The sequence below is a fragment of the Prevotella sp. S7-1-8 genome (assembly GCF_000758925.1).
In the GTDB taxonomy this organism is placed as follows: domain Bacteria; phylum Bacteroidota; class Bacteroidia; order Bacteroidales; family Bacteroidaceae; genus Prevotella.
Genome location: NZ_JRNC01000085.1, coordinates 1 through 13,420 on the forward strand (window position 1 = coordinate 1; position 13,420 = coordinate 13,420).

Annotated in this window: 9 protein-coding genes and 1 pseudogene; 3 read left to right on the forward strand and 7 right to left on the reverse strand. The window is 44.2% G+C overall.

Annotation, left to right across the window (positions count from 1 at the left end):
• Positions 1-120 precede the first annotated feature (120 nt).
• From HMPREF1640_RS11200 to HMPREF1640_RS12935, 3 genes are all read left to right on the forward strand, one after another.
• Positions 121-381 carry a hypothetical protein gene (locus HMPREF1640_RS11200; protein WP_231565909.1) on the forward strand — a complete coding sequence of 87 codons (261 nt, stop codon included), beginning with the start codon at positions 121-123 and terminating at the stop codon, positions 379-381.
• Positions 382-674: 293 nt separating this feature from the next.
• Positions 675-944: a peptidase gene (locus HMPREF1640_RS11210; RefSeq protein ID WP_231565910.1), complete on the forward strand. Its 270-nt coding sequence runs from the start codon at positions 675-677 to the stop codon at positions 942-944.
• Between the two features lie 55 nt (positions 945-999).
• A complete protein-coding gene (locus HMPREF1640_RS12935) occupies positions 1,000-1,266 on the forward strand; it encodes an acyl-phosphate glycerol 3-phosphate acyltransferase (RefSeq protein ID WP_081935364.1) in 267 nt (88 codons plus the stop codon).
• A 224-nt stretch (positions 1,267-1,490) separates the two neighbouring features.
• Here the strand turns inward: HMPREF1640_RS12935 and HMPREF1640_RS11215 are convergent, their stop codons facing one another.
• From HMPREF1640_RS11215 to HMPREF1640_RS11245, 7 genes and pseudogenes are all read right to left on the reverse strand, one after another.
• Positions 1,491-3,404, reverse strand: coding sequence for a trehalase family glycosidase (locus HMPREF1640_RS11215; RefSeq protein ID WP_052051823.1), 1,914 nt, complete (start codon positions 3,402-3,404; stop codon positions 1,491-1,493).
• A 9-nt stretch (positions 3,405-3,413) separates the two neighbouring features.
• The gene (locus HMPREF1640_RS11220; RefSeq protein ID WP_036894845.1) at positions 3,414-6,533 is read right to left on the reverse strand and encodes a glycoside hydrolase family 2 TIM barrel-domain containing protein; all 3,120 of its coding nucleotides are present in this window, start codon (positions 6,531-6,533) and stop codon (positions 3,414-3,416) included.
• 12 nt (positions 6,534-6,545) lie between these two features.
• The gene (locus tag HMPREF1640_RS11225; protein WP_036894849.1) at positions 6,546-7,148 is read right to left on the reverse strand and encodes a lysine exporter LysO family protein; all 603 of its coding nucleotides are present in this window, start codon (positions 7,146-7,148) and stop codon (positions 6,546-6,548) included.
• A complete protein-coding gene (locus tag HMPREF1640_RS11230; protein ID WP_036894851.1) occupies positions 7,138-7,419 on the reverse strand; it encodes a LysO family transporter in 282 nt (93 codons plus the stop codon). The genes HMPREF1640_RS11225 and HMPREF1640_RS11230 overlap by 11 nt, the downstream gene beginning before the upstream one ends.
• 14 nt (positions 7,420-7,433) lie before the next feature.
• The gene (locus HMPREF1640_RS11235) at positions 7,434-8,969 is read right to left on the reverse strand and encodes a RagB/SusD family nutrient uptake outer membrane protein (RefSeq protein WP_036894854.1); all 1,536 of its coding nucleotides are present in this window, start codon (positions 8,967-8,969) and stop codon (positions 7,434-7,436) included.
• Positions 8,970-9,014: 45 nt separating this feature from the next.
• Positions 9,015-12,395, reverse strand: coding sequence for a TonB-dependent receptor (locus tag HMPREF1640_RS11240; RefSeq protein ID WP_036894855.1), 3,381 nt, complete (start codon positions 12,393-12,395; stop codon positions 9,015-9,017).
• 219 nt (positions 12,396-12,614) lie between these two features.
• A pseudogene (locus HMPREF1640_RS11245) lies at positions 12,615-13,420 on the reverse strand (IS982 family transposase); the annotation flags it as partial.

The window sequence follows — 13,420 nt, forward strand, 5'->3', positions numbered from 1 at the left end:
CACGTTTTGTAATTTTGTACTTGCTGGTTGACTCTACGCACACAGTTTGTGACACAAGAAACAATAAAATTGAGAAGACTTATAAATCTTAAAACTGGCGAAATTATTATTTTTTAATATATGAAAAAGAGGAAAATGACAACGATGTTAATTAAAGTACTCAGACATGATTTTGGGTTCTATAACTCAGTATTTAAATGGGATGCTTTACCATCACCAATAGATTCTTCTTTTGAGTATTTATTACCTATATTGGAACTGTGGGAAGTACAAGGATTTATCAGATTATTCAAAATAGATGACGAACAAATGATAGAGGTCTTGAAACCACTAAGCATGAAACAAATCACTCACATAAAGAAAGATCTGTCAAAAGAATGAGGGGGATTAACGAAATAAAAAAGGAGTTTCTACACAAACTGGAGTTTTTCTATAGAAATTTTGGTAGCATTTGGTCTGTAGAAGACTTTACAAACAATAGAAATGTTCAGAGCCTCTTAAAAGATTATTTATTGGTTCTTGAAGAAAAAGGTATCGTAAAAGTTATCGAAGGTAATAAGTTTAAAATAACCAATTTGCCTTCGAGTATAATGCCTCGTCAGTCTAACAGCAGGACTAAAGAATGATTAACTTGAAGACAAAAGAAGTCATAAACTCCTAATAATACATGAGTTATGAAACGTAGTAGATTATTATTAATAATAATAAATTATATTTATCACGATAATATTTATTTGATGTCTCCAATTGTTGATTGGAATTTATTAGATGTGCTAAATAAAAATATTCGAAATAATTATAAAAGAATTAGACCCATTTTGTTGAAATGGCAGGAAAATGGATATATAAAATTAATAGAAGATGACGACATTGTTTTTTCTTTTATTCCAGAGAAATTACCATCAAAAGAACAACTAATAGAAGAGAGCCTGAATTTCAAATAATGATTGATAAGAATGGTGAACTTGAAAACAGGTAGAACAATAACATTAAAATAATATGAAGAGAATAAAAATTGTTAGTTTATTGGCAACTTATATTTGTCATGATCCATTTGCATATAGCCCTATCTGTACATGGGATAGCTTTCCTCCAATTATATATACAGAAAGGGAAAGAATACTTCCTGTATTAAAAGAATGGGAACATAAAGGATATTTAACTTTAATATATGATGAGAAAATAGCCTTTATCCTTAACGTAGAAAAATTACCATCAAAAGAAAAGTTAATAGAAGAAAGTCGTAGTGTCAATAAAGAATTATGAAAAAGGAATTAATGAAGAAAGCATGGAACTTTGTCTTGCTCTTTTCGAAATTAAGCTCAATTTATGGGCAAATGCCATTGCAAAGTTTAGAGTCCGCTGCTTTGCAGTCATGGCGATTTATTAATTCAGCGAACACTAATTAACTTGAACAATCAGAGATTTTCTATTTCTTATAAACTCAAACACGATGTGCTCTGTGTTGCTTTACATTTGGGAGCATGTTGTTATCTCTTCTCGCCGTACGACCTATAGAGCATGAGCAAATGAGCTGCACTCCAACTGAAATGGGAGGCCTGCAACCCCTTGCCGGTGAATGTGTCATAGTTTTCGTAAATGGGAGCATCTGCTGTCAGACCCTCAAGGCGATCAAAAACCTGTCGGGTGTACATGTCTGCCTTAGCGTGCTCTCCATAGTTTCTGAATCCCTCAATGGCATAGTAAGTCTGGTCCAGCCATATCGGTCCTCTCCAATAGCCATTAGGATCATATTTGGGATTGTCGGCCGCAATGGTTGGGAATGGAATATAAGTAGAAAACTTGGTTTTGTCTTCCAATGTTTTTTTTGCCATCTTCCATTGTTCCTGCGTTGCTATTTTCGTCCAAAAAGGCAAATATCCCTCACACCCTGGTTCTCTGACAAAACTTCCATCCGTGAGCCGGCGGTCAAAGAAGTAGCCGTTCTTTGTATCAAAGAAATAATCGGCAATCCGACTTCTCATATCCAGCTCATCGAATTTTTCATTCAGTATCTTTGAAAACTTCTTGAGTATAGTATATTCGTATGCCAAATATCCATTGAGGTCTACACTTTCCTGATTTATGCTCCACGCATTTTCACCGTTCTTCAACATCCGTGCGCCATCAAAGCGTATGGCATTGTCCATACCACTCTCCCATGCGGCAGCTTCCAACGTGCCATCTGTAGAGCCAAATTCACAGATGCCGTTACCATCATGATCCCTCTTTTTATACCACCATTTATAATAAGCCAATAACTTGGGATACATTTCCCTGACAAAAACCGTATCTGCCGTGGCCTTCCATATTTCATCCACAGCCCAACAAGCCAACGGGGGTTTGCTGTCACGTGCATTGTTTTCCTTGGGATCAGTATATATACAGTCTATCACCATACCATCTGACTGTTGATAATCAAACATCACACGAATGTTATCTTTAGCTAATGAGGGAAAAAAGTGAGCCATGGCCGCCGAAAAGCGCCAACAATCCCAAGCCCAGCAACCCACAAAATAACCAATGGCATGACTTGGTACGATACCATCGTGTAACAATCCACCACGCCGCTCGCGCCAGTTGGAAATAAGTGTGGTTATGGCTTTTACGGCCACCCGATTGTATTCGACGGGCATATCTTGCCTCAATATCTTGTTGATATATCCGTTCCAACGTTCACGCCCTGCCCTTTCCGCTTGCTCAAATTGCTCGGTCATCTGCTCAGCAAATAACTTTTGTACAGGTATGCGGTCGCCCGGTAATAACATTGATATGGCGATGGTGGCATCTTTTATATTGCCAGTCATCACAGCCATATAATTGGTGCCGTCGGTGGAGAGTTCGGTACCTGCAGGAAAGGTGAGCATAATAGTCTCTTCTGGTAGTCCATTTATCACCACATGCCTACCCTCAACCACCATTTTTACATCCTTGCCTGGCTCAAGAGTTTGCAACCGTAATGTGTCCATGCCGTATGTGCATAGGTTAAGCAATGCAGTACGCGAGTCTGCAAATATCAGTTGTTCCTCGATTCTTGAATCACCGTCTTGCAGTGTCATCGCTATTTTTCCCGGCGTATAGTTCGATCTGATGGCCTGGAATATACCGTGCCTATCCTTCAATGCTATCACAGATTTTGCTATCCATTTACGGCTGTTGATGCTAAATGGTCCACAGAAGCCTCCCACAGGCTTGCCAGCTTCAGGGATTGTAAATCCCATCCATGCCCCTTGATCGGAAAAACAACCTGTAAGTCGCTCATTTCCATTGGGTGTGAGACGGATATTGATAATATCCTCAAAATCGCTACATTCATAACCATTTGCCAACATTGTTATTTTACTGCTGAGAATCAGCAACACCAACGTGCATACGGTCTTGATTTTATGTTTGGTAATCATCATTTTCTTATGTTATTTGATGGGAGTTATCGAATAAGTGTAGTGCCATTCGCGTGATGTGATGGTGTATTCCGGATGCACCTGTGCACCCCAAGAATTGTCACCCCCCACACCCATCAGCCGATGGTCGATATTGAGCCATACCAAGTCTTTTCGCACGACACTTCCTCCATGCTTGTGAGCTACGGTTGATGGCACATAGTCAAGGTCGTCCTGCGTACAGTTCCAAGCACTGACGTTCAACAAATCGGTGCCCTCTATGCGTATGCCACGGCCGGTCTTGTCTTTCAGTTCCACCCATCTCACATCGCATTTGTTGGCTGTCTCCTGTGCCCTGACGTAGGGGTGGAATTGCTCCCATACACTCGCCGAGTAGATATCTACAAGCGCGCTCAACTTACGGTCTGCATAGTTCTCATGTGGGCCGCGACCATACCATGTCATTTGGTCGAAGTTCTTATCTATAATCATTCTCATGCCTAATCGTGGCATTTCCGGAAGCGGCTTTGTGCCAGGCTTGAAGTGCATGGACACCGCCAGTTTGCCATTTCCAGAAATCTCATATTCAACAATCACCTTAGCATCTTGCTCAGCCAACTTGTAGGTACTAGTAATCTTTGCAACTCCATTGGTTTGTTTGGCTTCAAATTGCGTCAGCGTCATGTTGTCGGCAGCCTGTTTCCACGTTCCGCACCGATCCAAGGTGCCATTGGCCACATCGTTGTCGGTGAGTGGTCGCCAGAAGTTGGGACGAGGTCCTTTCTGCAGAAACTCCCTGTTATCATAACGCATGGAAGCAAGCTCGCCGGTTTGTTTGGCAAAAATATAATCGAAGCCGTTGCCTGATATTAGCACTTCGTCTTTGAAAGACTTCATGGTTGGCGAAACATTACTCTCATTTGATTTTTGCGCCGTCACTGCCGGAAAACCAATGCCCCATTGACCTTTGGCCATCTCATGATGTGCCGGCAACATAGGTGTTACATTCTTAGTAAACACTCGCAGGGTGAGTATATGCTCGGCGTTTTGTGATGTAATGCCGGTCAAAGGCAGGGTGAGCACAGCTTCGTGATGCGGCTTGATATGTGGAAAGTCGCACCGTCCCTGTTCAACAACCTTACCATTTTCTTTCACATCCCAAGATAGGTAGTAGTCGTCAAGAGTTATGAAATCAAAAGCATTGTACACTCTAACCGCATTGCTGCTGAATGGCATTGGTGATAAGCGGATGTTCTCATAAACCTTTTTCACCTCCCAATAGTGTGGGTGTAGGGAACGATCGGCGGCCACAAGGCCGTTCGCACAGAAATTAGAGTCGTTCACGACACCCACAAATCCCATATCGCCTCCGTATGCCCAGATATGATTCCCCATACTGTCCCAGCGTTCGAAAGTCTGGTCTACCCAATCCCAAATAAAACCGCCCTGCAGCTGGTCGTACTTATTAACGAGATCCCAATAATCCTGCAAGTTACCAACGCTGTTGCCCATGGCATGCGCATACTCGCACAATATCAGCGGACGGGCATTCCGTTCATTGACATGACGACGCAAGGACCATATCCGAGCATACATGGGACAATATATGTCTGACAGTCCCTCATATCCACCTCCCTCGTATTGTACAGGTCTGGTGCCATCCAATTGTTTGGCAAGATGATATATCTGCTCAAACAACGGCCCATACCCCGATTCGTTTCCAAGACTCCAAATAATGACACTAGTAAAGTTTCGATCTCTCTTCACCATACGCCCCATGCGTTGATGAAAAGCATCTGCCCAATCATCATTGTCGGCAAGGGTGGGATGCGACGCGTTCTCCATACCGTGACTCTCTATGTTGGCCTCATCCACGAGATATAGCCCATACTTTGTACAGAGATCATACCACTCCGGTCGGTTGGGATAGTGACAGGTTCTGACGGCATTAATGTTAGCCTGCTTCATCAGCCTGATATCCTCAAGCATACTTTCCACCGAGATGGTACGGCCGGTGCGGGCATCGTGTTCGTGCCTGTTCACCCCCTTGAGCTTGATAGGCATGCCATTTACAAGAAGCAAACCATTCCTCATTTCAACACTCCTGAAGCCGAATTCGTGAACCACCGACTCTGTTAACACACCATGAGCATCCATCGTATTAATAACCAACTTATATAAGTTGGGGCTCTCTGCACTCCATTGTTTCACCGAAGGGAACACATGGGCAACATTAAGTGTGGAGTCTGACGATTTCCTGATTTTATATTCCCTTCTTAATATCGTCGTGTTCTTGTCATCAAGCACTTTAATCTCCACTTTGTTGTGGGGGACAGCCCCTTTTAACAGTACGTCAAGACTGAATTTGCCATCGCGGTAATCATTGACAAGACTGGCATGAAGATTAAAATCATGTAACCTGAAGTGCGGACGTGCCTGTAGATATACGCTACGTTCTATGCCGCTATATCTCCAATAATCCTGATCTTCCAAGTACGATCCGTCACTGTATCTGAACACCTTCACGGCCAACTTGTTTTCCCCCGACAACAAATATGGTGTGACATTAAAATGAGCCGGCAACCTGCTATCCTCGCTATAGCCCACCATCTTGCCATTAATCCAAACATAGAAAGCCGACTCCACACCTTCGAAGTCAATGAAAATATCCATGCCCTGCCACTCCTTGGGAACATTGAACGTATGAATGTACGACCCAACGGGATTGTAATCGGAGGGCACAAAAGGAGGATTGGCGGGGAAAGGATACCGCACGTCGGTATAGATGGGACAGTCAAACCCTTGCAATTCCCAGCTGCCAGGCACCTGAATCTGCTGCCATGAGTGCGCATCGAAATCCTTTTTAAAGAAATTTTCAGGTGCACTCGCATTGTTCTTGGCATACTTGAAGAGCCATGTGCCATCCAATTGGAGCCTTCGTTCGGTGCTTGGATCGCAGCTTAGACGCTCCACATCAGGCATGATGTATCGCGCCATTGCCCCACTCTCTGTTTTATATGGGAGGAAATGAGCTGTCATTGGCTCCCGGTTGATAGACGATACGTGTGGATTTTGCCAAGGCATAGCATCGTTGGCAAAGCCCTGAAGCGAGAAAAACAAAATACAAAAAACGGTTAGACTGGATATCTTCATAAGTGACTATTGTTAGATGGAACAAAAGAGAGTGACCAAAAAAGGCACCGTGAAATCTGTGATGAAGCCATGAGCTATGGAGATTACCGTGAACTGCTTGCCCGATACTTGCATAATGATAGGCAGCGTGGTATCCATGGTTGTTGCACCGCCGACCGAAATCGGAGCCAATGGGCCAAACCATTTGCGTAAAATCGGTGCGCCAAGCAGCGTTATGATTTCCCGCATGATGTTGGCCAATAGAGCAATGGTACCCAACTCAACCCCTCGCATCTCAGTTATAAAAATGCTGGACAGAGAATAGTAACCAAATCCGGAGCCAATGGCAAGACAACTGGTGAGTTGTCGGCTGGGCAGTAACAATGCCACTACCGCACAACCCGCCAATGTGCCAACTATAGTAGCAATGGGCAACAATAGAAATTTAGCACCGACCTGCCTGAAACTCCTTAGCGTCTCTATGTCGTTTCCAATGGATATACCCACGCAAAACATAAGCATACACAGTGCATAGTAACTCCATTCACCACTGTTTACATCGGTTGGTAGCAAATGAAATAAACCAACCGCAATACCTATGGCAAAGAACGAAACTATAATGATACTACCTTTCATGTCTCTGCCCTTTCCTATTGATAAATCGCCATAACATCCATGCGAGCAGAACACTGCCCATCATGCCTCCACACGTAAGCAACAAGGCCTCTCCTCCGATCTCTATCATCCCATTGATAATGCGTTCGTTGCTGCCAACCTCTATTCCCAACAGGAACAACAGCAACCATATCAAAACTGTGATGACTCGCGGAATGACACTTAGTCGATGCCTGTGCAGGACTCTTCCGACCAGTATTCCGCTCAGCATGATAATGACGATTTTAAGCATTGATATTACAATTATTATTTGATAAGCCCATTGGCATTATGCTCTGTCTGTGGAATGGGATAGAAGTCGTGAACAGAATCCTTAAAGTTCTTACGTCCAGAAGCCTCCATCGCCGCTCCCAACTTGCCCCAACGGCGCAAATCGTAAAAACGCATATTTTCTAAGGGGAACTCCAATATTCGCTCATGTTCTATCTGATTCTGCACCTCCGTCTTACTACTGCCTTCCATCTTCGGCATATTACCATGCACACTTCTCACTTTGTTGATAAGTTCAATAGCCTGAGCAGTCTGTCCTATTTGGTTTAGAGCTTCTGCCTTCATGAGTAAGACGTTAGCATAACGCATGAGTGGAATATTGATGGCTGTCTCGTCCATGTTGAGTTTCTCCAACGTGGCGGGCATGAATTTTCTGAATGCAGGCCGATTATAGGCAGCTTTGTCATCCCTGAACCATTCGTCGTATGTTTTGCCATAGACCCTACCCTCCGGCGAGTTCCAATAATCACACTGATAGAATACAGTTGCATACAAACGGCTGTCATATTCTCCACTAGTAGCCTTTTTACCCTCTTTCATAAACTCATTCATGAGAAATTTTGAGGGAAGAATTTCGTCCCATCCACGCAGTTCGCTACATCCTATCCACCGATGCATCTGTGTGCGATAGTTTGCACCATTTGCATCGTTGAGCGTAAACTGCATTTCGAAAATAGACTCCTTAGAGTTCTTATTTTGACCATTGAACATACTTTCAAAGTTGGGTACCAACTCATAACCCTTCACCTTATCAAAGGCATCGACAGCTTTTTTCAAGTATTCGTCCTTGCCACTGCTTTCCTCTGCAGCCCGCGTGAGATACGCCCATCCGAGATAAGCGTAAGCCGCACCACGAGTGGCCCTACCTACATCTCCGGGAGCGTAGCTTTCGGGCAAATCCGTTGCAGCCTTTAGATCGTCAACAATGAAATCCCAACATTCCGGACGAGATGACAATGGCTTGTCTAATGCTGCCGGTTCACCCGATGTGATGTATTTATCGCGAATGACAATCTCCTTCCAGTTAAGCAGGAGTCGCATATGGTAATAGCCTCGCAGAAAATGAGCTTCTGCCATGAGTGTTTTGCGGTCAGATTCGGATAAATTTGTTGATGGCACATCAGCCGACTTCGCTAATATCTGATTGGTAAAGTTGGCTCCACGATATAGGTGACGCCAATAATTGGAAACCTGAGAGTTTCCATTGGTATACGTATAATTGTACAGGTCTACCCAGTTTTGGTAGTTCATGGCGTCGTTTCCCATATTGACGACATCTTCCCTGTAGGCTTCCACAGGCCATATCACCTCACTCATGGTCCACTCATCACTGCTGTAATCCATGAAATATAGCTGCGAGTAGGCCGCAGAAAGTGCCGACTCTATATCGGCCTTATCTCTCCAAAATGACTGTGAAGTGAGGTCGTCAGGCGAGTCTACGGTCAGATAATCCTCGCAAGCCGTAAAGCTCAAAGATGCCGAAACGGCTATCATATATATTATTTTTTTCATAATAGTTTCTTTTCTTGTTAATGAAGAAGTCTTATTCGCTTTTAATCAGAAAGATAATTGTGCACCAATGGTGAACGAACGAGTGAAAGGATAGATGAGTTTATCTATACCTGCGTTAAGAACGCTGTTACGAGAGAACTCAGGATCGACGCCGTCATAACCTGTAATAGTGAACAGATTTTCCGCACTGACATAAAGACGAACTCTTTCAAGATAGATCTTATTGGTCAAGACCGTAGGGAATGTGTAGCCCAACTGTATTTGGCGCAGGCGGACAAAGTCGCCTTTCTCCAAGAATCGGGTAGACTCCCTACTATTGCCGTTAGGATCTTGATACACGGCTCTTGGCACGCTTGTGTTGGTTCTGTTGGGTGTCCAAGCCTGCAAAGTGGAGCGAAGCATGTTCGACCCGGAATTCATGGCCTCGTAGAAGTATTTGTTTCCGTTGTAAATCTTATGACCCCAACCGCTTCCAAGCACAAAAGACAGGTCTATGCCCTGATATGAGGCATTGAAATTGAGGTTGGCCTCCACCTTGGGAATCCCACTTCCCGAGTATTCCTTATCATTCTCATCAAGCACTCCATCTCCGTTTAAATCCTTGAAGCGAATATCACCGGGCTGAGCGTTGGGCTGGATAAGAGTTCCATTGGCACTAACGTGTTTGGTCACCTCGTCTGCATTTTGGAATATACCATCTGCCTGATACAGGTAGAACGCACCTATGGGTTTTCCTACACGTGTCTGTGTGGGGAAGTGTTCGGAGCCGTATTTCAACCCCTCACCATAGAGTACTTGCGATTTGTCGGCTAACTCTATTACTTTATTGTTTACGGTACTTAGGTTGAATCCAACACTGTACAACAGTTTGCCTACGCTATGGTTCCAATTCAGCTCTAATTCCACACCCGTATTGCGCATCCTGCCTACGTTGAGCACAGGGCTGTCCATACCTATGCTTGGTGCCAACTCCTTAGTTATGAGCAAGTCTGTGGTCTCATTGATGTAATAGTTGATATTACCCGAAAGGTTGTTGTTAAACAGTCCGAAATCTATACCGATGTTCTTTGTTTCGGTAGTTTCCCATTTCAGGTCTCTATTTTCGAGTCCGGCAGCTATGCTGCCGGGCCACGCAGTGCTGCCGGTACCGCGTACATAGCCTTGGTACATGCTGTTATTCGTATTGATGAGGGCAAGGAAACTGTAATATCCCAATGCGTTCTCATTACCAAGTTTACCCCAACTGGTGCGTAGCTTGAGGTTGTTCACAAACGTATTCTTGGGGAAAAACTCTTCCTCAGTGATACGCCAACCTAACGCTAAAGATGGGAACGTGCCCCATCGGCTGCCACTGCCAAACTTAGACGAACCGTCACGGCGCATGGTGAACTGCACGAGATAGCGATCATCGAAATTGTAGTTCAACCGTCCGAAGAACGAAGCACGGTTGTATTTCCATTTAGATCCATCTCCACTATATGTACCACCCTTACCGGCCTTAATGGTCTCGAATGCCGTAGAAAGGAATCCAGCAGGCTCCACACTCTGCACAAGCTGTCCGTTTTCCACCTTATATATGATGTTCTTTCCTTCCACTGCGACCTCATTCCATGTATATTTTCGCGAGGTTAGCGATGTTCCGATCATCGCCCCTATCTTATGCTTGCCAAACTGGCGATCCATGTTGAGCACGTTATCCCAAACTTGCTCCTCCCAATAGTTACTCCCTTCGGAGTTTTGGGCATATTGGTTTTTCGACTTGATGTCGGCTATGTAATCAGGCGCATGATAAGCTGAACGTCCATGCTCCCCACGATAAGAGTAACTGGTTTTAAAAGTCAGCCATTTGGTGATGTCGAATGTCACGGCAATGTTGGCATCCGTATGATATGAACGGGTATCTGCCTTCTGATAATGGTGGTCAGCCATGATGTTTCGGTTGTTGGGAAGACCGTCAAAATTGGTCAAGCCATAGCCGTATTTCTCATTTTCATTGTAGATAGGAACCAATGGAGAGATCATGTACATCTCTTTCAACGAATACTGAGGCTGATGACTGTCTGTATACTTAAAGTTGATGTTGGCATCAAAGGTCATAAACGCCTTCTTCATGTTCAACTTCATGCGCACATTGTCCTGCCTGAAATCGTTACCAATGAATATTCCCTTATCGTATGCATGGTTGTAGGATAACGAATAGAGAGCCTTTTCCGAACCTCCACGCATGCTTATCATGTAGTTTTGGGATAATCCGCCGCGCTGCACGGCATCCTGCCAATCAGTATCCACACCAGTTTCCTTACTTATATAGGCAGGCAAGGTTATGGGCTGGTCTGCATTCTGCGCGTTATAGTTCTCATACATGGCCCGGTGCACCTGCTTGTATTCAGAGGCATTGAGCATTTCTAATTTCTTGGCAATGTCTGTAAAGCTCAGATAACTGTGCAAATCTATCTTCAAGTCACCTCGCTTGCCGTTCTTCGTTGTGATAAGTATCACGCCATTAGCAGCTACCGATCCATATATGGCAGCGGCTGCACCGTCTTTCAAGACCTGTAGCGTCTCTATGTCCTGTGGATTGACATTCTCAATGTCTCCGGGAAAGCCATCGATGATATAGAGCGGTGTATTGTCGCCAAAAGTTTTCACTCCGCGTATCTTCACTTGCATACCCGCTCCGGCGTTGCCACCACTCTTCATAATGTTCACGCCTGCCACCTTGCCCTGCAATGCCTCTGCGGGATTAGTGGTTGTGCGCTTACCAAGTTCCGATGTGTTCACAGACGAAATAGCACCGGTCATATCGGCCTTGCGCATGGTGCCGTAGCCCACCACGACCACCTCGTCCAAAGCCTCAGTATTTTCTGCCATGACCACTTCCATATTGTGATTTGCGGCAAGCTCATGATCTGCAAATCCCACGTATGTAATCACGAGCGGAGCTCCTACCTCCGAGTTTATTTCGAACTTTCCATCCAAGTCGGTAACAACGCCCATCGAAGAGCCTTTCACTTTTACCGTAGCACCGATGATAGGCTCGCCCGCCTCATCTCTAACAACGCCGGTTATCTTTCCGGTGGTCGTCTTGCGCTGCTTTACTTGGGCTTTTTCACTGCGGTCGGTGACAACGATGGATTTCGGGGAAACGATGGAATATGTAAGGTTACGACCCTTGAATGCATCATCAAGCACGCGGTTCACAGGAACGTTTGTATGGTGAATGTTGATGTCGGCACGACGGTCTATTACCTCATTACGATAAGAAAAACGATAGGATGTCTGTTTTTCTATGGCCTTGAAAACCTGCTGAAGCGAAGCCTTCTTCAGATTTACAGTAACCGTTTGGCCTTGGGCGTGAGCACAGAGGGCAAACAGGCACAGAAATAATACAACAAATTGACACCTTAAAAATACATGTCTTTTCATACGAACAATGTTTAGGTTATACTTTTGGTTCTTGATTAATAGTTCTATACAACTATAGACACGCTTATTTTGAATAAGTACCTAAAAAAATTACTAATCTTTACGAAAATCTTATTTGCAGCAGTGGGTGGTGCTCGCAAATTATACGTCGTGATTATCATATCAGCTATTTTCATCCTTTCAATGTCTGAAATCATTTATACAAACCCGTTGGCGGAATTAATTAAGTGCATACTGAATTCTGCCAATGGACCTGTTGTTAATGAAGTTTACATATTGCAGAATGGTGAGTGCACTAATTTTACCAATGATTCTGGCAAACAAACCATTCGTTATTTTCGCATAATTTCTGATGACCAAGAACTGGTCTGTAAGTTGTGAGAATAGTGTTTCAATCCTTTTTCTTGCCTTTGCAAACGGAATGAATGTCGGTTTCCAGTCCTTTTGGTTGTGCCGATACGGACACTCCAGTCTTATGTGTGCAGTTTCTAACAAGTCAAGCTGTACGTCAGCTCCAACATACCCCTTGTCGCCATAGATGTTACAGTCGTGATAAGTATGTTTTACATCTTTTATATAATGGAGGTCAGCCACACTTGCTTTTGACAGATCGTAGGAATGGATAACTCCGCTTAACCCACAGAGGGCGTGTAACTTATAGCCAAAATAGTATGTATTCTACGAAGCACAGAAACCGAAGTCGGGAGCTTGCGAGAAATCGCCGGTACGTCCCATCTTACAACGTTTTCCTCTTGCTACCCTACAGACCTCTATTGGCTTGAAGTCAACAAAGAACTGCTCCTCTCCGCCATCCATTTCCATGGCTATCCTCTTGCGCAATTCCTCACACAGGCCAGCGGTTTTCTTCCTGCCTGCCTCCTTGATATGAGATTGGGAATGTTGTCCTTGTACTCTTGCAATTTATAGTCGAACAACCACTTCTCACTATCAATGCTCTCTGTCTCTTCCGTCAGCGATAATGCCACTACTTCCAAATCCGAAAACTTAGGAACAGGACCACGGCG

Excerpts from the sequence above, each read along its gene's own strand:
- HMPREF1640_RS11200 (WP_231565909.1), top strand. The coding sequence starts at position 121 with ATGAAAAAGAGGAAAATGACAACGATGTTAATTAAAGTACTCAGACAT.
- HMPREF1640_RS11210 (WP_231565910.1), top strand. The coding sequence starts at position 675 with ATGAAACGTAGTAGATTATTATTAATAATAATAAATTATATTTATCAC.
- HMPREF1640_RS12935 (WP_081935364.1), top strand. The coding sequence starts at position 1,000 with ATGAAGAGAATAAAAATTGTTAGTTTATTGGCAACTTATATTTGTCAT.
- HMPREF1640_RS11215 (WP_052051823.1), bottom strand. The coding sequence starts at position 3,404 with ATGATGATTACCAAACATAAAATCAAGACCGTATGCACGTTGGTGTTG.
- HMPREF1640_RS11220 (WP_036894845.1), bottom strand. The coding sequence starts at position 6,533 with ATGAAGATATCCAGTCTAACCGTTTTTTGTATTTTGTTTTTCTCGCTT.
- HMPREF1640_RS11225 (WP_036894849.1), bottom strand. The coding sequence starts at position 7,148 with ATGAAAGGTAGTATCATTATAGTTTCGTTCTTTGCCATAGGTATTGCG.
- HMPREF1640_RS11230 (WP_036894851.1), bottom strand. The coding sequence starts at position 7,419 with ATGCTTAAAATCGTCATTATCATGCTGAGCGGAATACTGGTCGGAAGA.
- HMPREF1640_RS11235 (WP_036894854.1), bottom strand. The coding sequence starts at position 8,969 with ATGAAAAAAATAATATATATGATAGCCGTTTCGGCATCTTTGAGCTTT.
- HMPREF1640_RS11240 (WP_036894855.1), bottom strand. The coding sequence starts at position 12,395 with ATGAAAAGACATGTATTTTTAAGGTGTCAATTTGTTGTATTATTTCTG.